The following is a 22,198-nucleotide window of genomic DNA, read 5'->3' as shown; positions in this document are numbered from 1 at the left end:
GTGAGTGCTGTGGTGGACCTGTGGGAGCGGGCGCGCCCGCGAAGAGGCCGGCACAGGTTTACTTGTGCAACCAGCTGAGAAAGCCGCCCTTCTTGATCGAAACCGGCTTCTGCAGCAATAACGACTCCCGGCTCTGCCGCCGAAACCGTTGCAACTTGCTCAACGCCGTCTGCACATCGCCGCGTTGCACCAGGCAGCTCTTCACCTGTTCCTTGTCGATCCGATACAGCACGCAACCGGTCAGCGTGCGGAACTCGGCCAGCGATTCCTCTTCGTCGATGATTCCTTCGATCCCCAGCACCTCGCCCGGCCCCATGCGCCCGGCCTCGACCAGCTTGTCGCCATCGCGGATCGACGCCGAAACCACCCCGCTGCCAATCACCAGCAAATGATCGGAATGCTCGCCCACGCCCAGGATTACCTGGTCGGCCAGGTATTCCACCGCTGTCATGCGCTGGCTAAGCGCATCGCGCTCTTCCGCGCTCAGCGAGCGGAACACCCGCACCTCGTCCAGCACCTCGCGCTGGCGGCTGCGTGGTGGCATGGCCAGGTCGGTGTTCCACATCACCCCACTGGCCTCCAGGTGCCGGTGGGCCAGGTCGAACAGCTGGTTGCGCGCGTCGCCCTTGGCGCCCGCGTCGGCCACGAAGCCACTGGCTTCGTATTCCACTGATTCCAGCGTCGAGGCTTTCACCGTCACCTTTGGTCCTGGTGTTGCAAGAATGGCACTGACGCCTTGCAAGGCCTTTTCCAGCGCATCGAACACCCGCTTGGGCCGCACCTTGGCCGGCACCACCACGCTGATCGACACCCCGTGCAAATCGGCAGGGCGGCTGTGGTTGAGCAGCCGGGCCTTGGCCGCCACCGAGTTGGGGATTACCGCCAGGCTTCCGGTGCTGGTGAGCAGGCGGGTGGCACGCCAGTCGATTTCCAGCACCTTGCCTTCGGTGCTGTCGATGGAGATCGAGTCGCCAATCTGATACGGCCGCGTGGTGTTCAGGATGATGCCACTGAACACGTCGGCCAGTGTGCTCTGCAGCGCCAGGCCGATGACGATGGCCATTACCCCCGACGTGGCCAGCAGGCCCTTGACCGGCAACTGCAACACATAGCCTGCGGCAGCGACCACGGCAGCCAGGAAGATCAGCGCCCCCAGCACATCCTGCAGCAAACGCCCGCCATGGCTGCCGCGGGCCACCAGCAACAGGCCGAACACCACCGTCACCGTGCGTGCGCCGAACAGCCACCAGCCGATCGCCAGTACCGTGGCGATCAGGTTGCGCGAGACATCATCGGGCCAGGGTGGTGGTTGCAGCGGGCTCATGCCGGCAGCCACCAGCACCGAGCTGAACAGCAGGAACAGCACCAGCCGCGCGCCGATGCGCCAGGCCCGGTGCTGGAGAGGGATCAGTTGCCAGAGCACGAGGTCGAGCAGGATCAGGGCGGTGCCGAGCAACAACGGGTATGACTGGATGAACGCCAGCATGGTGGTCTCGGGTGAGGGGAGGGCTGTGGGTAGTAATAGAGCAGGTTGGCCGGGCAGGCAATGGGGCCTGTGCCGGCCTCTTCGCGGCTAAAGCCGCTCCCACAGGTACTGCGCACGATTCAAATCCCGCGCAATCCCTGTGGGAGCGGCTTTAGCCGCGAAAGGGCCGGTCGAGCCTATACCAAACCATCGTTCATAAAACAGAACGCTAGGGCCAAAAACTGCTATCTACCGCCAGAAAGGTCATGGTTTTAATCTTCTCCCATCAACGCGAAACACCCAACTTACTGAAAAGATCAAAACCCTTAGGAGCAACGACCATGACCAACTTCAAATACAACCGCCTGAACAAAGACGACGCCGCTGTCCTGCTGGTCGACCACCAGGCTGGCCTGCTGTCCCTGGTCCGCGACATCGAGCCGGACGCGTTCAAGAACAACGTATTGGCCCTGGCCGACCTGGCCAAGTTCTTCAACCTGCCGACCATCCTCACCACCAGCTTCGAACAAGGCCCGAACGGCCCGCTGGTACCAGAACTGAAAGCCCTGTTCCCGGACGCCCCCTACATCGCCCGCCCAGGCCAGATCAACGCCTGGGACAACGAAGACTTCGTCAGGGCGGTGAAGGCCACCGGCAAGAAGCAGCTGATCATCGCCGGCGTGGTGACCGAAGTGTGCGTAGCCTTCCCGGCGCTGTCGGCCCTGGAAGAAGAGTTCGAAGTGTTCGTGGTCACCGATGCCTCCGGCACCTTCAACGCCATGACCCGCGACGCCGCCCACGACCGCATGAGCCAGGCCGGCGCACAACTGATGACCTGGTTCGGCGTGGCCTGTGAGCTGCACCGCGACTGGCGCAACGACATCGAAGGCCTGGCGGCGCTGTGCTCCAACCACATCCCGGACTACCGCAACCTGATCACCAGCTACAACGCTTTCAACGCCAGCAAGTAAGCCAGATGCGCGGGCACCGCCAGCCGGTGCCCGCCAAGGCAGCACACCTGTCCAATCCAGCGCCCGTCCGCCGTTGCACAGTGGATGCGGGCAAGCTCATCCCAAGGAACGCTGATGAACACCGCACTCCAAGATAACCGCGAAGTGGTAACCGTATGCCTGCAACACCAGGTTCTTGATAGCACCCCGGGCACCAACGCAGCGCAACCGCCGCGCTGGAAGCAGGCGCTGCTGACCTACCTGGTGATCTGCCCGATGACCATGATCATTCCGCAACTGCTGGCACCGCTGTTCGCACGCTTCCCTCAGCTGGGCGGTGTGATTGCCGGCAACCTGATCGTCAATGTGTTCGTCATCCTGCCTGTGGTGTTCTACATCATGCCTTGGGTAACCCGCCGCTGCGCCAACTGGCTGCGTGGCTGAGCCAGGCCTTTACCTCGACATTTTCAAGGAGATACCGACATGAGCACGTTCGTTACCCGCGATGGCACTTCGATCTACTTCAAGGACTGGGGTAGCGGCAAACCTGTGCTGTTCAGCCACGGCTGGCCACTGGATGCCGACATGTGGGATTCGCAGATGGAATTCCTGGCCAGCCGCGGCTACCGCGCCATCGCCTTCGACCGCCGTGGTTTCGGCCGTTCGAGCCAGCCATGGAATGGCTACGACTACGACACCTTCGCCGATGACATCGCCCAGCTGATCGAACACCTCGACCTGCGCGACGTGACCTTGGTGGGCTTCTCGATGGGTGGCGGTGACGTCAGCCGCTACATCGCCCGCCACGGCAGCGAGCGGGTGGCCGGGCTGGTGCTGCTGGGCGCGGTGACGCCGGTGTTCGGCAAGCGTGACGACAACCCTGAAGGTGTCGACCTGTCGGTGTTCGAGGGTATCCGCGCCGGCCTGCGTGCCGACCGGGCGCAGTTCATCGCCGATTTCGCCGCGCCGTTCTATGGCATCAACCATGGGCAGCAGGTGTCCCAGGGGGTGCAGACCCAGACCTTGAACATTGCGCTGATGGCATCGATCAAGGGCACTTTGGATTGCGTGACGGCGTTTTCCGAAACCGACTTCCGTCCGGATATGGCCAAGATCGATGTGCCGACCCTGGTGATCCACGGTGACGACGACCAGATCGTGCCGTTCGAGAGCACCGGCAAGCAGGCGGCGGAGCTGATTCGCGGGGCTGAGCTGAAGGTGTATGCGGGGGCGCCGCACGGGTTTGCGGTGACTCATGCACAGCAGCTGAACGAGGACCTGCTGGCGTTCCTTCAGCAGTAATTGTGGGAGGCATTCGCGGGCACGCCCGCTCCCACAGGGAAATCACAGGTTTTAAATGCTGTGCAGTACCTGTGGGAGCGGGCGTGCCCGCGAAGAGGCCAGCCCAGACAGCACAAATGCTGAACAGGGCTAACCTTCAACCACCCACCGCACATCCATCCAAGCCTTGCCCCTACACCAACCGGCATGCTCCGCAGTTGCGCCTGCCCGCTGCCGCACCAGACGGAGAACCCCATGTCCCAGGACCGCAACGACAAGACCCGTCGCCAGTTCCTCGCCACCAGTACCGTGCTCGGTGCCGCCGGCGCGCTCTGGTCCGCATTGCCTTTTACCGGTTCCGCCGGTTCCGCTCACGCATCCACCCAAGGAGGCTCCATGACCGCCGATCTGATTCTGTTCAACGGCAAACTGCATACCGTTGATCGTGAAAAGCCCACCGCGACCGCCGTCGCCATCAAGGATGGCCGTTTCATCGCAGTGGGCAACGATGCCGAAGCCATGGCCCACAAGGGCGCCACCACGCAGATCATCGACCTCAAGCAGCGTACGGTCATCCCTGGCCTGAACGACTCGCACCTGCACCTGATCCGTGGTGGCCTGAACTACAACCTGGAGCTGCGCTGGGAAGGCGTGCCTTCGGTGGCCGATGCCCTGCGCATGCTCAAGGACCAGGCTGCGCGTACGCCGACCCCGCAGTGGGTGCGCGTGGTCGGTGGCTGGAACGAGTTCCAGTTCGCCGAAAAACGCATGCCCACCCTGGAGGAAATCAACCAGGCCGCACCTGACACCCCGGTATTCCTGCTGCACCTGTATGACCGCGCACTGCTCAACCGCGCCGCGCTCAAGGCCGTCGGCTACACCAAGGACACGCCCAACCCGCCGGGCGGCGAGATCCAGCGTGACAAGTTCGGCAACCCGACCGGCATGCTCATCGCCCGCCCCAACGCGATGATCCTCTACGCCACCCTGGCCAAGGGGCCGAAGCTGCCGCTGGAATACCAGGTCAACTCCACCCGCCAGTTCATGCGCGAGCTCAACCGCCTGGGCCTGACCAGCGCCATCGATGCCGGTGGTGGCTACCAGAACTACCCGGACGACTATCAGGTGATCCAGGAGCTGGCCGACAACAACCAGCTGACCGTGCGCATTGCCTACAACCTGTTCACCCAGAAGCCCAAGGAAGAGCTGGACGACTTCCGCAAGTGGACCTCCAGCGTGAAGCTGCACAGCGGTACCGACTTCCTGCGCCACAATGGCGCCGGCGAGATGCTGGTGTTCTCCGCCGCCGACTTCGAGGACTTCCTCGAACCGCGCCCGGACCTGCCGCAAACCATGGAACAAGAGCTGGAGCCGGTGGTGCGCCACCTGGTCGAGCAGCGCTGGCCGTTCCGCCTGCATGCCACCTACAACGAATCGATCACGCGCATGCTCGACGTGTTCGAGAAGGTCAACCGCGATATCCCGTTCAATGGCCTGCCGTGGTTCTTCGACCACGCCGAAACCATCACCCCGCAGAACATCGAGCGAGTGCGTGCGCTGGGCGGCGGTATCGCCATCCAGGATCGCATGGCCTTCCAGGGTGAGTATTTCGTCGACCGCTACGGTGCCAAGGCTGCCGAGCAGACCCCGCCAATCAAGCGCATGCTCGACATGGGCGTGCCGGTGGGCGCCGGTACCGACGCCACTCGCGTGTCCAGCTACAACCCGTGGACTTCGCTGTACTGGCTGGTCAGCGGCAAGACCGTCGGTGGCATGGAGCTGTACCCGGAAGGCCTCAGCCGTGACACCGCGCTGCAGCTGTTCACCCAGGGCAGCGCCTGGTTCTCCAGCGAGCAGGGCAAGAAAGGCCAGATCAAGGTGGGCCAGCTGGCCGACCTGGCGGCGCTGTCGCTGGACTTCTTCAGTGTCGATGAAGAGGCGATCAAGGGCATCGAGTCGGTGCTGACCGTGGTCGACGGCAAGGTGGTGTATGGCGCGGCGGAATTCGACAAGTTCGGCCCGCCCCAGGTGCCGGTGCTGCCGGAGTGGTCGCCGGTGAGCAAGGTGCCGGGCCACTGGCGCGTGGGCACGCCGTCGCTGGCAGCGGTGGCGCACCAGTGTGTCGGGCCTTGCGGGGTGCATGCACACAGCCATGAGAAGGCACGGCATTCGAATGTGCCGGTGAATGACTTCCAGGGCTTCTGGGGGGCGTTGGGTTGTTCGTGCTTTGCTTTCTAAGCTGAGCTGATGTGAAAAGGGGGGGCCAGTTATTGGCCCCCTTTTTTGTTCCTTCTGTGCTGGCCCCTTCGCGGGCTCGCCCGCTCCCACAGGTACATCACAGCCCTCAGACTCTGTGCGATCCCTGTGGGAGCGGGCGAGCCCGCGAAGAGGCCGGAAAGGCCAGCATCAATGGTGAGCCTTGTGCTCAGCTCCAGCCAACAGATGCCGGATCTTCACTTCCACCCCATCGGTCTGCAGCATCCGCACCCTGGCCTCGATCTTCAGCTCACCCCGGGTTACCCGGTGGTGATGCCTCAAATGCTCCAGCCACGATTCCTCGAAGAAGAACTCCAGCCACAACGCCGGGTCCGCACTGTCGCGCATCAACCCCCACGACAACGCGCCATTGCGCTTGCGCATCGCCTCCAGCTCCCGCGCTGCCTGCTGGAACGCCTCGGCCTTGGCCGGGTCGATGTGGTATTCCACGGTGACCATCACCGGCCCGCTTTCCTTGTCCATGTCGTCGCTCAGCAGCGGCACCGGCCAATGCAGTGACGGCGTCAGCTCCTCGGCTGCGGTTTCCGGCAGCGTCACCTTGCAGGTCAGCAGCGTGCCCAGTGCCAAGCCTCCTGCGGCCAGCAGCAGGCTCAAGGTGATCGTTGCATGGCTGGCCAGCGTGCCCCACAGCAACCCGCCACCGGCCATGGCACCAAAGAAGATCAGGATGTACACCGACAGCGCCCGCGCCCGTACCCAGGCCGGCACCGAGGTCTGCGCCGCCACCTGCAGGTTGGACAGCACGGCAATCCACGCCGCGCCGCTGAGCAGCATTGCCGGCAGCAGCACATAGAAGTTGCGCACCAGCGCCAGGGCCAGCAGGAACAGGGCATACAGCAGGCTGGCCAGCAGCACCAGGCGGTCGCGGCTGATGCGTTCGCGCAGGCGTGGCAGCAAGGTGGCGCCGGCCACCGCGCCGATGCCGATGGCCGCCAGCAGCAGGCCGAAATCGGCGGCGGTACCCTGCATCTCGCCACGCACGATCAACGGCAGCAGCGAGGTGCCGGCGCTGGCGCAGAAAAAGAATGCCAAGGCGCGCAATATCACCGCCTGCAAGGGCTTGGCACTGCGCGCGAAACGCAGCCCGGTGCGCATGGCGCCGACGAAGCGCTCGGCCGGCAGCAGTGGCTCCTTCACCTCGCGCTTCCACAGGAACAGCACCAGGATTACCCCGGCGAACGAGATGGCATTCAGGGCGAAGGTCAGCCACGGGCCGACCATGCTCACCACCACGCCCGCCAAAGCCGGGCCGATGGCGCGCGACACATTGATACCGACACTGGAAAGCGCCACCGCGTTGGCCAGGTCGTCCTTGCCCACCAGCTCCGGTGTAAGCGCGCTCCAGGCCGGCATCATCAGTGCCGTGCCGATGCCTAGCGCCAGGGTAAGCACCAGCAGCAGGGTGACGTTCATCAGCCCGAGCAGGGTCAGGGCTGCCAACACCACGGCCACCGTGGACATCCACAGTTGCACCAGCAACAGGTAGCGGCGCTTGTCGACGATATCCGCCGCCGCACCGGCCGGCAGGGCGAGGAAGAACATTGGTAGCGAGCCGGCTACCTGGATCAGGGCCACATGCAGCGGGCTGGCCGACAGCGTGGTCATCAGCCAGCCGGCGCCCACCTCATGCATCCAGGTGCCGATGTTGGAAGCGATGGTGGCGATCCAAAGCATGCGGAAGGTGGCGTTGCGCAATGGGCTCCAGGCGCCTGAAGTGGTCGTGCTCATGTCAGAAGCTGCCTTTGAGTGGGTATTCGATGATCAGGTAGATCCGGTCGATGTCATCGCCGGCCTGGGCCTGGTTGGCGCGGTGGCTGACGTGGGAAAACGACAGGCTCAGGTCCTTGGCGGCGCCCGACTGCACCACGTATTTCAGGTCGATGTCGCGCTCCCAGTGCTTGCCGCCGTCGCCGTACTGGCCCACATAGGCGCCGCCGGCCGGGGCATGGCTGCCGTCGATGCCACGGCCGCTGACGTAGCGGCCCATCAGGCTCAGGCCGGGGGCGCCGAGGGTGGCGAAGTCGAGGTCGTAGCGCAGTTGCCACGAGCGCTCGCCGGGGCCGTTGAAGTCGGCGTACTTGATCGAGTTGGCCAGGTAGATGGAGTCACCGCCGACGAAGTCGAACGGGGTATCGCCCTCGACCTTCTGGTAGGCCAGGCTCAGCGCCTGGGCGCCAAAGCTGTACCTGGCCAGCAGGCTGTAGGCGAGGGTGTCGATTGCCCCGGCACTGGCATTGCCGGTGTCGCGGGTCTTGTACAGGTTGCCGTCCAGGCGCCAGTTGCCCTCGGCCAGGTTCAGGTTGAGGTAGGCCTGGCGCCAGGTGTCCTCCAGCTGGCCTGCGTACAGTGCGCCGCCGAATGGCCCGTCGGGTGCGAACGCGGCGCCGGCCAGGCTGATGGCACGGTTGTCGGTGGTAGCGCCGTAGCCGCTGAAGTCATCATGGCTGGAGCTGTTGTCCTGGTTGTTGAAGGCGGTGAAGTGCCCGGCCTGCAGGCGCCAGTCGGGCAGGTCGGTGTTGTCCAGGAACCAGCCGGTGGCGTACTCCGGGTGCAGGCGTTTGTCGCTGGTGTCGAACACCGGGGTTTCCACGGTCATTTCGCCGTAGCGCAATTGGGTGTTGCCCATCCGCAGCTTGAGTGCGGCGCCGGCGCTGGAGTAGTCGGACTCGGCGCGGCCATCGCTGTCGCGCGGCAGCAGGCCAGTGCCGGCATGGCCGCGGCCGCCGTCCAGCTTGAGGCCGAGAAAACCATGGGCATCGATGCCGACGCCGAGTGTGCCCTCGGTGAAGCCGGAGCGGATTTCGCCAATGAAGCCCTGGGCCCATTCCTGGCGGTAGTTCTGGCCACTGCCGGAGGGCGAGCGGAAGTCGCTGTGCAGGAAGTAGTTGCGGCTGAGCAGCGACCAGCCGGGCTCTTCGGCCTGGCTGAGCGCCGGGCACAGGGCGAGGGTGGCGAGCAGGGCGCGGCCTGGTCCGTGAGTGGCGCGGATCATGGGGGCTCCGGGAGGGATGATCCGGGAATGTGGATGAAGGATAGGCCAGGGGTCTTGTATGTGTGTGCTCTGGGTGGTTTTGCCTGTGCCGGCCTCTTCGCGGGCTCGCCCGCTCCTACAGGTTTTGCACAGGGTTCAGAGCCTGTGGTGAACCTGTGGGAGCGGGCGAGCCCGCGAAGAGGCCGGTACAGCCAACCCAGAACTCAAGCCATGTCGCTGATCGCAAACTCCTCGGCCAGATGATCGATCAGCGCCCGCACCGACGGCAGCAACCCCCGCCGCGACGGGAAGATTGCATGCACGATGCCGCAACGCGGGTGCCATTCCGGCAACAACTCCACCAGCCGCCCCGCCGCCAGGTCTTCACGCACCGCCACCCGCGGCAGGTGCGCAATACCCACCCCGGCCACCACGAAATGGCGCAGGGCGAACAGGTCGTCCGTCACCATGCGCGGTGTGTGCGGGATGACGATGCTGTGGCTGCTGTCCTCACCCTGGAACAGCTCCCATTGGTACTCACGCTGGGCGCTGCCCCAATGCAGGCTCGGCAGCGTGCCGAGCAGCTGCGGGTCGAAGCCCTTGGGCAACTGCTCCAGGTACTGCGGCTGGCCGACCAGGCACTGGGTACTGTTGCTCAGTACCTTCATCACCATGTCGGTGTTCTCCAGCGGCGGAAAGCGCACCCGCAGGGCAATATCGAAGCCCTCGTGCAGCAGGTCGACGCGGCGGTTGGTGCTCTCGATGAACAGCTCCACCTGCGGGTACTTGAGCATGTAGCGGGTCAGCATCGGCCCGACCCAGGAATTGAGCAGGGTGGTCGGGCAACTGATACGCACCAGACCGCGCGGTTCGCTGCGGTTGCGCTCGATGATCTCCGCCGCGCCCTCGGCCTCCACGCGCATGGCCAGGCAGCGGTTGTAGTAGGCCTGGCCGATCTCGGTGAGCGAACAATGGCGGCTGGTGCGGTGCAGCAGGCGCACGCCCAGGCGGTCTTCGAGATCGGCGATGCGCCGGCTTAGCTTCGACTTGGGCATGTCCAGCGCCCGGCCAGCCGGGGCGAAGCCGCCGTGCTCGACTACCTGGGTGAAGTAGTAGAGGGAGTTGAGGTCTTCCAATGATCGGTCTCCAGGTACTTGGTTGCCTGTGCCGGCCCTTTCGCGGGTAAACCCGCTCCCACAGGTACTGCACAGGGCTCAAGCCCGGCGCCATCCCTGTGGGAGCGGGTTTACCCGCGAAGAGGCCGGCACAGCCCCTACAAATCCATCGTTCACAAAACGGAACGCTAAAGCCAAATTCTGCTATCTACCGCCACAAAGGTGATGATTTTAATCTGTGCCCATCAACGCGAAACACCCCCGAATGCTGAAAAATTCATAACCCTTAGGAGCACAGACCATGAGCAAATTCACCTACAACCGCCTGAACAAAGACGACGCCGCTGTCCTGCTGGTCGACCACCAGGCTGGCCTGCTGTCCCTGGTCCGTGACATCGAGCCGGACAAGTTCAAGAACAACGTGCTGGCCTTGGCCGACCTGGCCAAGTTCTTCAACCTGCCGACCATCCTCACCACCAGCTTCGAACAAGGCCCCAACGGCCCGCTGGTACCAGAGCTGAAAGCCCTGTTCCCAGACGCCCCGTACATCGCCCGCCCAGGCCAGATCAACGCCTGGGACAACGAAGACTTCGTCAAGGCGGTGAAGGCCACTGGCAAGAAACAGCTGATCATTGCCGGCGTGGTGACTGAGGTCTGTGTAGCGTTCCCGGCGCTGTCGGCCCTGGAAGAGGAGTTCGAAGTGTTCGTGGTGACCGATGCTTCCGGCACCTTCAACGAAATGACCCGCGATGCTGCCCATGACCGCATGAGCCGCGCCGGCGCGCAAATGATGACCTGGTTCGGCGTGGCCTGTGAGCTGCACCGCGACTGGCGCAACGACATCGAAGGGCTGGCGGCGCTGTGCTCCAACCACATTCCGGATTATCGCAACCTGATTACCAGCTACAACGCGCTGACTGCGGGTAAGTAATAGTCCGTTAGTTGAAAGCAATAAGGCCGGCTCCCTCTGCAGGGAGCCGGCCTTTTGTGTTTGCTGTGCCTGCCTCTTCGCGGGCTTGCCCGCTCCCACAGGATCACCACAGGCTCTGACGCAGTGCAGTACCTGTGAGAGCGGGCAAGCCCGCGAAGGGGCCGGAACAGACAACATCAATTCATGGGCTGCGACTCAATCCCATCCAGCAATGCCTCAACCAATCCTTCTGCCATTTCGAGCGCATTCAGGTTGCTCCAGAACAGGCTCTTGCCGGTTTCATCCAGGTGTTCCAGGGCTTTGTAGCCACAGTCGTAGGCGCCGCGCAGGTACTGGGCGACATGCACCAGGGCGTCGTGGGCAGAGACGCCTGGGTTTACTGTGAACAAAGGTGGATGGCCGGCATCGCAGCGGCTGAAAGCGCGCTCTTTGGTGTCGGGAAGAGGTGGATTGGGGACAATTTTTTTCATTGCAGTGACCTCACAAGATTGTCCTGCAACCATCCGTTTCCACACGAAGGGTGGCAGTTGTACGCGGGGTGGAAAACCGGTCGGAGGCAACCCGGTAGGCCATACGGCCTCCCGCGCACAGCTGCCATTGAAGACAGCACCTCAGACCAGACGGGTTTCCACACCCGATCGCTGAACCGACAGCGACCCGGCAAGCCTAGAGAGCAGGCTTTCCCCGGACAATCAGACGGGCGTCGACACGGTGCGTAGGATAAATCTTCAGACGGTGTGCCTGAGTAGGAAATGACTCGCAGGTAAGTAGGAGGCTGCTGAGACGTCTGCGTTTTAATTCCGCGCGCTGCTAATCGTGGGCAAGCCTTCTCTCCCAAGATTGCACCAGACCGACTTGTAGTGATGGCAGGCGAGGGGCCATGTGGGCGATTTGCTTCTGACGGGCATCTTTTTTGGGAAATTTCTTACGCGCAGATCGGAGCGTCAGACGGCGCCAAACCGAGTGGTCAGGAACAAACTGGTCAACCCGGAAATCATTCAGGAGTATGTCTATGTACGTTCCCAATGCTAACTTGAATAGTGTAAGGCTTGGCCTTACACTTTATCTCCAATGATACGGAGCTTCAGGCACAAAGGCCTGAGGCTACTTCATCAGCAAGGCGACTCATCAGGAGTGCGGGCAGATCATGTTGCCCGTTTGCGACGCTTACTCGCTTCACTTGAAGTAGCGCAGACGCCTTCAAATATGAATCGCCCTGGTAACCGGCTTCATCCCCTGCATGGAAAGCTGGACGGCTTTTGGGCAGTGAATGTCTCGGGCAATTGGCGTCTGGTGTTCCGCTTCGTTGGTACAGACGTGGAGCTTGTCGATTATCTGGATTACCACTAGGAAGCTGAAATCATGGCTATGTTCGATCCGCCCCACCCTGGCGAGTCCCTCCGTGAAGACGTGTTACCTGCGATTGGCATGAGCGTATCGGGGCTGGCTCGACACCTCGGCTACTCGCGAGGGCAGTTGTCCACCGTTCTTAACGGGCGCGCCGCCATATCAGCCGACCTTGCTTATCGCCTTGAGTTGGCGGGCCTCGGTGATGCCCGCCAGTATCTTGCGGAGCAGGCTGCTTATGATCTCTGGCAGGCCGCGCACCGTGAGCATCCGCAAATAGTACGGCTAGTGTTTGCCTGATAGCTCAATCCGCATCCGAATCAAACAACCGCTCCAACTCCGCCCGGGCCTCCTTGGCCGTCTGCATCACCTTGGCCCGGTCATCACGCACCTGCCCCTGGGCCACCAGCACCTCTTCGTCATGCTGGGTAAACCGCGCAATCCGGTCCGCCGCCTGCGCCTCGCTCAACCCCAACCCCACCAATGCCCGGCGGGTCATCTCCAGGCTGGAGTAGAACGTCTCTCGAATCGGCTCGGCGCCGACATCCGCCAACTTGTGCACATGCTGGCGGTTACGCGCGCGGGCCAGCACTTTCAAGTGCGGGTACAGGCGTTTCACCCGTTCCGCCGTGTGAATGGCAGCTTCCGGGTCATCGATGGTGATGATGAAGTATTCCGCCTCGCCCACCTTGGCGGCATGCAGCACCTCGGGGCGCAGTGGGTCGCCGTAGAACACGGGTACCTGTTCGAACATACGGGTCATCTCGATGGTGTCCACCGAGGTTTCCAGGGCAATGAACGGAATCTTCTGTGCCCGCAGGATGCGCGCGACGATCTGGCCCATGCGGCCCATGCCGACGATCACCACCCGTGGCGTGTCAGCCTGGATCTGCTTGTAATGCTCCGGCACTTCACGCGCCGGTTGCGGGCGCTTGAGGGCGTGGGCGCAGCCAATCATCAGCAGCGGGGTAATGGCCATCGACAGGGTGATGGTCATCAGCAGCAGGTCGTAGGTCTGGGTGTCGAACAAGCCTTGGTCCTTGCCCAGCTTGAACACCACGAAGGCAAATTCACCACCGGCAGCCAGCACCATGCCCAGGCGCAGGGCACTGGCGCTGTTCAGGCCACCGGCCAGGCGCCCGACGCCGATCAGCAGTACCAGCTTCACGGCCACCAGCAGCAGGGTCAGGCCCAGCACCACCAAAGGCATTTCCAGCAGCAGGCGCAGGTTGGCGCCCATGCCGACGCTGATGAAGAACAGCCCCAGCAGCAGGCCCTTGAATGGTTCGATCTGCGATTCCAGCTCGTGGCGGTATTCCGAGTCGGCCAGCAGCAGGCCGGCGAGGAAGGCACCCAGGGCCATGGAAATGCCGGCTTCTTCCATCAGCCAGGCAGTGCCGATCACAACCAGCAGCGCGGTGGCGGTGGACACTTCCGGCAGGCCGGTGCGGGCCACGGTGCGGAACACCGGGCGCAGCAGGTAGCGGCCACCGACGATGACCACGGCGATGCTGGCGAACACCTTCAGGCCATGCTCCAGGCTGTCGCCGTGGCTGGTGTCCGGGCCACTGGCAGCCAGCAGCGGAACCAATGCGATCAGTGGGATCGCGGCGATGTCCTGGAACAGCAGGATGGCGAACGCCAGGCGGCCGTGCGGGGCGTTGAGCTGCTTGCTTTCGGCCAGGCTCTGCAGGCCAAGGGCGGTGGACGACAGCGCCAGGCCCAGACCGAGCACGATGGCCGCCGGTAGCGTCTGGCTGAAGCCGAACAGGGCGATGGCGCCGATCAGCGCACCGGTCAGCAGCACCTGGGCGGTGCCGACGCCGAATACGGACTTGCGCATCAGCCACAGGCGCTTGGGCGACAGCTCAAGGCCGATGATGAACAGCAGCAGGACCACGCCCAGCTCGGAAATGTGCGCCACGCTTTCGGTGTCGCGGATCAGGCCCAGCGCCTGCGGGCCGATGATCACGCCGGCGAGCAGGTAACCGAGCACGGCCCCCAGGTGCAGGCGCTTGGCCAGGGGGACGGCGAGAACAGCGGCGAGCAGGAAGATCACCGCGGTTTGCAGAAGGCTGCCTTCGTGTGGCATTGGCTCGTACTCCATGAGCTGCCGGGGCAGCGTTAGATCAGTTTGGCGGACAATTCTGGGGGTTGAGATGGAGTCAAACAATCTGCCATCGGGGAGAAACATTGTCCCGGTACAGGTGACAACCTGTGGTGGCCTCTTCGCGGGCACGCCCGCTCCCACAGGTACAACACTGCCCCTGAGGCCGGTGTTATCTCTGTGGGAGCGGGCGTGCCCGCGAAGAAGGCAGCGCAGATCTGACTATTCACCGCCACCAAACTGCGCCCGATACTGCGCCGGCGTCATGCCAATCCGCTCGCAGAACACCTTGCGCAAATGCCGGTCACTGCCAAACCCGCACTGCGCAGCCACTACCTTCAACGGCAGGTCGGTGCCTTCCAGCAGCTTGCGCGCGCGGTCGATGCGTGCGTTTTGCAAGTATTGCAGCGGCGTGATGCCCACCTCGCGCTGAAAGGTGCGGGCGAAGTTGCGCCCGCTCATGGCCACCAGGTCGGCCATCTTCTGCACGGTGAAGGCTTGTTCGATATGGTCGACGATATACGCCTGCACCCGGGCAATCGGTGAATCATCCCGCGGTACAGCCGCCAGCAGTGGCCCGTAGGGTGTCTGCCCACCCTGGCGATGGCGGGCGACCAGCAGCACCTTGGCCACTTCCAGGGCCAGCGCCTTGCCGTGGTCTTCGGCCACCACCGCCAGTGCCAGGTCGATGCCAGCGGTGATGCCGCCCGAGGTAATCAGGCAGCGGTCGATCACGTAGATCTGTTCGGTCTCGACCTTCGCCTCGGGGAACGCCTGTGCCAGGCGCTCCACGTAGTTCCAGTGTGTGGTGCAGCGATAGCCGTCCAGCAGCCCGGCCCGGCCCAGCAGGAATACTCCCGTGCAGATGGCACCAAAGCGTTTGGCCTGGCGCACGGCCTGGGGCAGCCAGCGCTCGATGCCTGGCAGGGCGATGTCATAGGCGCCCGGGCCGCCTGGCACCAGCAACAGGTCGACGGCTTCCGGCAAATCCTCCAGACGCAGGTCGGCTACCACTTTCAACCCGCAGGAGCCGCGCACCGCTGCCTGCCCTTCGGCCAGGGTCAGCAGCCGGTACTTCCGCTCGGCAGGAAGGAAGCGGTTAGCAATGGCAAACGCGTCCATGGGCCCGGTCACGTCCAGCAACAGCACATCATTGAACAGCACCATGGCCACGGTGCGGTGGGCGGGTTTTTCCTGCATGGCTCTTTTGCCTTGAATGCCGGCCGCCACTGGCGGCCTGAAGCTGAATACGAAACGCATCTTAAGGTATCGGTAAAACAGCCAGGGCCAGCAGCGCGCAATTAACAACAATTCAGGTTTGGCTCAGGACTTTGTCATGTGCCGGGGGCGAGACTTTCTGCATTGAACAGGAGAGTCGCCATGCACCCCGGGACGCCCCAAGCACCGTTGCAACCCCCCGGCGCACTGACGCCAGCACGGTTGCGCCGGGCCAAGGAACTGATGTTGCACAGCCCGTTGTCGATCATCGAAATCGCCGGGGTATGCAACCTCACCCGCAGCCACTTCTCCCGCGCATTCAAGGTCAACACCGGCCTCTCGCCCCAGGCCTGGCGCCTGCTGGCACGCATGGAAAAGGCCAAGCGCCTGCTCGCCACCGAGGCGCCGATCACCCACGTGAGCCTGGAATGCGGCTTCTGCGACCAGGCCCATTTCACCCGTGCCTTCAGCCGCCTGGTCGGCCAGCCGCCCAAGGCCTGGCGCCAGGCGCATGCCCATCCTTAAGCCGAACCTATCCGCCGGTATAGCCCCTTGTGGACAGTGCCGGCCCGTTTTCCCAACCCAAGGAGTCACCCCGATGAGCCAACCCGATTACAAGCGCCTGAACAAAGACGACGCCGTGGTGCTGCTGGTCGACCACCAGACCGGCCTGATTTCGCTGGTGCAGGACTTCTCGCCCAACGAGTTCAAGAACAACGTGCTGGCCCTGGGCGACCTGGCCAAGTTCTTCGGCCTGCCGACCATCCTCACCACCAGCTTCGAGCAAGGCCCGAACGGCCCGCTGGTGCCCGAGCTGAAAGAGATGTTCCCGGATGCGCCGTACATTGCCCGCCCTGGTCAGATCAACGCCTGGGACAACGAAGACTTCGTCAAGGCGATCAAGGCCACTGGCCGCAAGCAGCTGATCATCGCTGGCGTGGTGACCGATGTGTGCGTGGCGTTCCCGACCTTGTCGGCGCTGGCGGAAGGTTTTGAAGTGTTCGTGGTGACCGATGCTTCGGGCACCTTCAACGAAACCGTGCAGCAGGCGGCCTGGGTGCGCATGACCCAGGCGGGTGCACAGATGATGAACTGGTTCTCGGTGGCCTGTGAGCTGCACCGCGACTGGCGCAATGACATCGAAGGGCTGGGTAACCTGCTGTCGCAGCGCATTCCCAACTACCGCAACCTGATGAACAGCTATGCGGCGCTGAGCGCCCGTTGATGTAAACCTGTCCCGGCCCCTTCGCGGGCACGCCCGCTCCCACAGGGATAGCGCACAGCTTGAGAGCTGCACGGTTCCTGTGGGAGCGGGCGTGCCCGCGAAGAGGCCGGAACAGGCTAAGAATGATTCACAGGCAGAGTGAGGCGAACCCGACACCCCCCCAACTCCGACACCAGCGCCTGCAACTGCCCACCATGGGCCTGCACCACCGAGTTGCAGATCGCCAAGCCCATCCCCATGCCGCCGATCTTGGTGGTATGAAACGCATCGAACACTCGCTCGCGCTCATCCGCTGCAATCCCCGGCCCGTTGTCGTCCACGCAGATTTCCACCCCATCCCCGACCACCGCCGACGCAATCCGCAGCACCCCATCGCTGCGATACCCCGCCAGCGCCTCCAGGCCATTGGTAATCAGGTTGAACACCAACTGCTGCAACTGCACCGGGTCGGCCATCACGCTCACCCCCGCCTGCAAGCGCATCTGCACATCCACCGTGCCCTTGGCGGCATCGGCCGAGGTCAGGCGCACCACTTCGCGGATCAGTTCGTCCAGCTTCACTACCTTGAGCTGCATCGGTGACTGCTTGGCCAGCGAGCGCAGTGCACGCACGATGTTGGCGGCCCGTTCGCTGTCGTTGCGGATGTCTTCCAGGCCGGCAATCGCCTCTTCCAGGTCGGGCTTGGCGCGCTTCAGCCAGCGCAGGCTGGCAGCGGCGTTGGAGGCGATGCCCAGCAGCGGCTGGCTGATCTCGTGGGCGATGGACGCGGACAGCTCGTTCATCACCTGCAGATGCGCCGTGCGCGCCAACTCCGCACGGGAGCGGCGCAGCTCGGCCTCCATCTGGGCGCGGGTCTGGTTGTCTTCGGCCAGGCGTGTGTAGAACTTGGCGGTTTGCAGCGACACCGCCGCCTGCGAGGCGAGGATTTCCAGCATGGCCAGGCGCTGGCTGCCGAACAGGTTCGGTACCAGGCGGTTTTCCAGGTACACCAGGCCGATAAGCACGCCCTGGATCACCAGCGGCAGGCACAGCACCGAACGGGCCTTGCGCGCCTGCAACTGCTGGCGGAAGGCCTCGGGGCAATCGCTCTGGGCATCGTTGAGCACCAGGGGCTTCTTGGTGCGCATGGTGGCGTTGATGATCGACAGCGGCGCCTGGGTCATGAACTTCTGGCAGTCGTCCATGCTCACGTGCAGCCCGGCGTCGTCGATGTAGGCGAGGGCCGCCATCTGGAATTCGGCACCGCTGACGATCAGCAGCGCACCGTGGTCGGCGCCAGAATGCTGGGTCAGCTGGCCCATCAGGGTTTCGATCAGGCCCTCGAGCAGCACTTCCTCGGACAGCGCCCGTGCTGCCTCGATGCCGGCTTCCAGGTCGAGCTTGGCCTGGTGGGTGGCGCGGTGGCTTTCCTGGATCGGCTGGGTGCGCAGGAACGGGTGCAAAGCCTCCAGCTGGTGCACCTTGCCGGTCGCGCCCCAGATATGGAAACAGTCGCGGGCGATGCGCAGGTGCAGGTTGGCGCCGGAGATCAGGCCGCTGGGGATGCATACCTCGGCCAGCTGTTCGTGGGCCAGCGCCTGCTCGTGGATGAAACCGGCGGCGGTGGCGGCGATCTGTGCCTGGTCGAAGCAGCGGATGGCGGCCAGGCCGTCGCCTTCTAGCTTGGCGATCACGCCTTCGATCAGCAACAGCTTGTTGCGGAAGGTGGCCGGGTTGAAGCCGGCCCAGCGGCCGAAGCGCTCGCGCAGGGCGTGTAGCTCGCGCAGCTTGTCGGCAAGGCTGCCAATGGCCTCGGGGCTGCCAAGGGCCAGGCCGCGGAACAGGTGATAGTCGGCCAGGTTGATGTGCGCCGGTACCGCCCAGGCGTTGTCGCCGGCCAGTGCCAGGTTGCGCATGGCCTGCGGGATGTTGCCCAGGTAGAAGTCGCACATGCCGGCCATCAGGTACTGGAAGAACCGCGTGGCAGGCGATTTCGAGGCTGCGGCCGAGGCCGGGCAGGGCGTGCCGCTCAATTTGCCGACGAACGCTTGCTGGGCCTGCAGGATCTGCTCGATGTCGCGGTAACCGTAGCGACGCACGGTGGTCAGGCCTTGCGCCAGTTCCTCCACCACGTCCGGCAGGTAGCGGCCCATGAACAGCGAATCGGAAACCAGGTGGTTGCAGGCATAGCAGCTCATTGCCAGGTCACCGCTCACGCGCCCTGAATCGACCGCATCCAGCGCGGTGCGGCGGGCGAACTCCATGGGCGAGGTCCAGGCGCTGACCTGGTCCAGGGCCAGCAGCGCGCTGGTCAAGTCAGCGTCGAAACCGTGTCGTTCTATCAGCTTGAGCGCAGCCAGGCAGCAAGCATGGCCATCATGGTAGGCGCCGAAGCGCTCGGCAATCATCACCCCGTACCAGGCCATGCCGTAGGTGCTGCCCGGGGCGACGCCGTGCAGCAGCGACAGCTCCATGAGCTTGGCCAGGTGCAGGAAGCAGATGTCGTCCTTTACGAAAAACGATGACGACAGGGTGGCCAGCAGGCTGATGGCAACCGTCACTTCCTCCGAATCGGTGCGCTGCAGCGACTCCAGGCAGTGGCGGCCTTTCTGTTCGACCAAGGCCTGTACATGGGCATGACTGGCCTCGACCTGTTGCCAGTCGACACCCCGCACCGGGCTTATACCTAGCAAGTCCAGGCCGGATATGGCGCTGTCGATGGCCGCCTGATAGTCGCCGCGCAAGGTGTACAGCAGCGCCTGCAGGCGGCACACCCGCGCCTGGTCCAACGCCGAGCGAGCGCGCTGGCGGCATTCAGTGATGCGGGCCTCGGCCGCGATCATTCGCGACAGTTGCATATCGCACTCGGTCGCCATGCAGGCGATGGCAAAGCCATGCGTGGCGCGGCTTTCCAGCGTTGCGCCGTGGTGCAGCAACTGCTCGGCCGTGTGCAGGTAGCCAGCTGTCTGTTCGAAAGCGCCGCCGTCGCGTGCACGTGCTGCGGCTTCGCGTAGAAGCTGCAGGAACGCTTCGCAGTCATCCGCTGCAAACCCGCATGGGCTGGCGCGTTGCAGCTGGTTGGCAAGCTCGAACAGTGCCTCGTGCAGGCGCCCCGGCCAGGCCTGGCGCATGGCCAGGGCGATATGTGCATGCAGCTGGGCACGCTCGCGCGCGGGCGTGAGAGCGTACGCGGCTTCCATCACCCGCTCGTGGGCGAAGCCCAGGCCGTTCTGGCCCGATTGCAGGAAACCCGCGCCAATCAAGGCTTTCAACGGTTCGCCGGGCGTTTGAGAGAGCACCTGCTGAAGCAGGCGTTCATCGCAGCGGCTGCCCGCCGCGCTGGCCACCCGCAGCAGGTCGCGCTGCGGCTCTGGCAGGCGCGCCAGGCGGTGGATCATCAGGTCGGCGACATTGTCGGAATAGCGGTGGCGGGCCACGGCCTTCAGGCACCATGACCAGCGCATGGCCTGGGTGTCGAAGGTGAACAGCTGGTCCTCGACCAGGGCCCGGAGAATCTGATTGATGAAGAACGGGTTGCCCGCCGTCTTGTCGTGCACCAGCTCGGCCACCTGCAATGCGTCCTCGGGGCCGACGTGGTAGCGCTCGCCGATCAGCTCGGTCACCGCGCCCACCGCCAGGGGCCGCAGGTTCAGCGTGGTGCTGCGCACCGCTGCAGGCAGGGCAAGGGGTGTACTGCTGGCTGGCGCATCATTGCGCCGGGCGAAGATCAGCAACAGGTTGCCGGGCGCGTGAGCCAGCAGTTGCGCCAGCAGTTGCTGGCTGGCGTCGTCGACCCACTGCAGGTCATCGAAGAACAGCACCAGCGGCTGGCCGGGGCGGCTGAACACCTGCAGGAATTCGACGATCGCCCGCAGCTCCTTCTGCAGCGCCAGGCGTGTGGGCTTGGCCGGCAATTCGGGCAGGGGGCCGAGGACCAGTTGCAGGTCTGGCGCCAGCTTGCCGAGCAGCCGGCCGTGGCCCTTGATGCGGCGCAGGATCTCGCGGCGCAGAGTGTCGAGGTCCTGGCTGTTCTGGGCCAGCAACTGGGTGGTCAGCGCGCCGAGAATTTCGACCCAGGGCGCGTAGGGCACGGCCTGGGCAACGCCGTTGCACTTGCCGGTGGCCCAGTAACCCTGGGCGTTGGCCTTGAGTGCTGCCTCGACCAGGCTCGACTTGCCCATGCCGGTAGCCCCATTGATGAACAGGGCCTGTGGCTTGCTGTCACGGCGCAGGGCCTTGAGCAGCAGGGCGATGGCCTTCTGCTCGGCGCAGCGGCCATACAGGCGTGCGCGGTCGGGCGTGACCGGGTCGGCACAGCCTGGTTCAAAGGCCTCCATGGACTTGCTGGCGGCCCACTGCCGCTGGCAATGGGCCAGGTCCACCGCCAGGGCGCGGGCACTCTGGTAGCGGGCGTCCGGCTCTTTGGCCAAGGCCTTGGCCAGGATCCTGCTGAGCGGTTGCGGCACATTGCTGTCCACTTCGCAGGCCGCTCGTGGCTGCACGCCGGCATGCAGCTGGCGCCAGTGCTGGGTGTCGCGTCCGGCTAGCGGCAATTCGCCCAGCAGTAGCTGGTAGAGGATCGCGCCAAGGGCATAGATATCGGTGCGTCGGTCGCTGCTGCTGCCGTGCGGGCAGACCTGTTCCGGTGCCAGGTACGCCCAGTTGCCGAGCGCGGTGCCCTGTTCGCTGATCAGTTCCGCCGGGTCGGCGCGAAAGCAGCCCAGCCGCACTCGCTGGTTGGAGTGCAGGCACACATGTTCGGGCTGCAGCGCGCCGTGCAGCACGTTGCGTTCGTGGGCCTGGGCCAAGGCAGTGGCCGCGTTTACCGCAATCTCGAGAAACGGCGTCAGGGCTGCTGGGCCTTCTGCGATAAGGTCGGCGATGGAGCGGCCGGCCGGGTACACCAGTAGCGGGCCTTCGGCCGAACGCACGAACGCCGAGGGGATCACCGCCCACTGCGGGTCGAGTTGCAGGCGGTAGTCACGTTCCAGGCGCTGGCAGGCGGCGGGGGCCTCGCGCGGGGCGCGCACGGCGATCCAGGCCTGGTGGGTGGCAGGGTCGCGCAGGCGGAAGTAGCTGAGCTCACCTTCCTGGCCCAGCGCGCTGATGTCGCACCGGTTCAGCCAGCCCTCGTCGACGGTCTGGTCGTAATCGATGGGCCTGTGGGCAAGGCGTTCATCGAGCATAAGGCACCCCTGCTAGCGACATCCTGACGCGCGAGTATACGCAGCGAGCCCAGCACGGATGCGGCCTGCAGCCTGCTTGGCAGGAACGGGCACGCTGTTGTCCGTTATCGTCCCCTGGGGGCTGGCGGGCTTTTGTATAGTCCCCA

General features: G+C 64.2%; 17 protein-coding genes. 9 read left to right on the top strand and 8 right to left on the bottom strand.

The annotated features are described in order from the left end of the window. Window positions 1–58 precede the first annotated feature (58 nt). Window positions 59–1,486, bottom strand: a complete 1,428-nt coding sequence (locus C163_RS25310; RefSeq protein ID WP_025341092.1) for a mechanosensitive ion channel family protein — start codon at window positions 1,484–1,486, stop codon at window positions 59–61. A 320-nt stretch (window positions 1,487–1,806) separates the two neighbouring features. Between C163_RS25310 and ycaC (C163_RS25305) the strand changes: the two genes are divergently transcribed. The 4 genes from ycaC (C163_RS25305) (at window position 1,807) to C163_RS25290 (ending at window position 5,934) form a co-directional block, all read left to right on the top strand. Then, window positions 1,807–2,436 (top strand): isochorismate family cysteine hydrolase YcaC, encoded by a 630-nt coding sequence (gene ycaC, locus C163_RS25305; RefSeq protein ID WP_025341091.1) that lies wholly within the window; start codon window positions 1,807–1,809, stop codon window positions 2,434–2,436. Between the two features lie 114 nt (window positions 2,437–2,550). Further along, window positions 2,551–2,859, top strand: a complete 309-nt coding sequence (locus tag C163_RS25300; protein ID WP_025341090.1) for a hypothetical protein — start codon at window positions 2,551–2,553, stop codon at window positions 2,857–2,859. Between the two features lie 39 nt (window positions 2,860–2,898). Then, window positions 2,899–3,717 carry an alpha/beta fold hydrolase gene (locus tag C163_RS25295; RefSeq protein WP_025341089.1) on the top strand — a complete coding sequence of 273 codons (819 nt, stop codon included), beginning with the start codon at window positions 2,899–2,901 and terminating at the stop codon, window positions 3,715–3,717. Window positions 3,718–4,092: 375 nt separating this feature from the next. Beyond that, window positions 4,093–5,934, top strand: coding sequence for an amidohydrolase (locus tag C163_RS25290; RefSeq protein ID WP_025341088.1), 1,842 nt, complete (start codon window positions 4,093–4,095; stop codon window positions 5,932–5,934). A 168-nt stretch (window positions 5,935–6,102) separates the two neighbouring features. On the opposite strand, the gene C163_RS25285 is transcribed toward C163_RS25290, so the two are convergent. The 3 genes from C163_RS25285 to C163_RS25275 form a co-directional block, all read right to left on the bottom strand. Continuing rightward, a complete protein-coding gene (locus C163_RS25285; RefSeq protein ID WP_025341087.1) occupies window positions 6,103–7,701 on the bottom strand; it encodes an MFS transporter in 1,599 nt (532 codons plus the stop codon). 1 nt (window position 7,702) lies between these two features. Next, window positions 7,703–8,965: an OprD family porin gene (locus tag C163_RS25280; RefSeq protein WP_025341086.1), complete on the bottom strand. Its 1,263-nt coding sequence runs from the start codon at window positions 8,963–8,965 to the stop codon at window positions 7,703–7,705. A gap of 203 nt (window positions 8,966–9,168) precedes the next feature. Then, window positions 9,169–10,080, bottom strand: coding sequence for a LysR substrate-binding domain-containing protein (locus C163_RS25275; protein WP_025341085.1), 912 nt, complete (start codon window positions 10,078–10,080; stop codon window positions 9,169–9,171). A 280-nt stretch (window positions 10,081–10,360) separates the two neighbouring features. On the opposite strand from C163_RS25275, the gene ycaC (C163_RS25270) reads away from it, so the two are divergent. Beyond that, a complete protein-coding gene (gene ycaC, locus C163_RS25270; protein WP_013974760.1) occupies window positions 10,361–10,990 on the top strand; it encodes an isochorismate family cysteine hydrolase YcaC in 630 nt (209 codons plus the stop codon). Window positions 10,991–11,166: 176 nt separating this feature from the next. Here the strand turns inward: ycaC (C163_RS25270) and C163_RS25265 are convergent, their stop codons facing one another. Beyond that, window positions 11,167–11,460: a hypothetical protein gene (locus C163_RS25265; protein WP_015272306.1), complete on the bottom strand. Its 294-nt coding sequence runs from the start codon at window positions 11,458–11,460 to the stop codon at window positions 11,167–11,169. A gap of 601 nt (window positions 11,461–12,061) precedes the next feature. On the opposite strand from C163_RS25265, the gene C163_RS26930 reads away from it, so the two are divergent. Together C163_RS26930 and C163_RS26925 are read left to right on the top strand one after the other, a co-directional pair. Further along, window positions 12,062–12,340 carry a type II toxin-antitoxin system RelE/ParE family toxin gene (locus C163_RS26930; protein WP_081742331.1) on the top strand — a complete coding sequence of 93 codons (279 nt, stop codon included), beginning with the start codon at window positions 12,062–12,064 and terminating at the stop codon, window positions 12,338–12,340. 12 nt (window positions 12,341–12,352) lie between these two features. Then, complete coding sequence (locus C163_RS26925; RefSeq protein WP_081742330.1) at window positions 12,353–12,637, top strand: HigA family addiction module antitoxin; 285 nt, start codon at window positions 12,353–12,355, stop codon at window positions 12,635–12,637. Window positions 12,638–12,641: 4 nt separating this feature from the next. On the opposite strand, the gene C163_RS25255 is transcribed toward C163_RS26925, so the two are convergent. Beyond that, window positions 12,642–14,429, bottom strand: coding sequence for a monovalent cation:proton antiporter-2 (CPA2) family protein (locus C163_RS25255; RefSeq protein WP_025341083.1), 1,788 nt, complete (start codon window positions 14,427–14,429; stop codon window positions 12,642–12,644). 237 nt (window positions 14,430–14,666) lie between these two features. Continuing rightward, complete coding sequence (locus C163_RS25250) at window positions 14,667–15,644, bottom strand: GlxA family transcriptional regulator (protein WP_025341082.1); 978 nt, start codon at window positions 15,642–15,644, stop codon at window positions 14,667–14,669. A 180-nt stretch (window positions 15,645–15,824) separates the two neighbouring features. Between C163_RS25250 and C163_RS25245 the strand changes: the two genes are divergently transcribed. After that, window positions 15,825–16,187 carry a helix-turn-helix domain-containing protein gene (locus C163_RS25245; RefSeq protein ID WP_025341081.1) on the top strand — a complete coding sequence of 121 codons (363 nt, stop codon included), beginning with the start codon at window positions 15,825–15,827 and terminating at the stop codon, window positions 16,185–16,187. A gap of 73 nt (window positions 16,188–16,260) precedes the next feature. Beyond that, window positions 16,261–16,887 (top strand): isochorismate family cysteine hydrolase YcaC, encoded by a 627-nt coding sequence (ycaC, locus tag C163_RS25240; RefSeq protein ID WP_004375560.1) that lies wholly within the window; start codon window positions 16,261–16,263, stop codon window positions 16,885–16,887. 116 nt (window positions 16,888–17,003) lie between these two features. On the opposite strand, the gene C163_RS25235 is transcribed toward ycaC (C163_RS25240), so the two are convergent. Continuing rightward, on the bottom strand, window positions 17,004–22,052 hold the full coding sequence (locus C163_RS25235) for an ATP-binding sensor histidine kinase (RefSeq protein WP_025341080.1): 5,049 nt from the start codon (window positions 22,050–22,052) through the stop codon (window positions 17,004–17,006). Between the last annotated feature and the right edge of the window lie 146 nt (window positions 22,053–22,198).

The sequence above is a fragment of the Pseudomonas sp. FGI182 genome, from assembly GCF_000511325.1.
Taxonomy (GTDB): domain Bacteria; phylum Pseudomonadota; class Gammaproteobacteria; order Pseudomonadales; family Pseudomonadaceae; genus Aquipseudomonas; species Aquipseudomonas putida_Z.
This window is presented reverse-complemented; position numbering and strand designations above follow the sequence as displayed.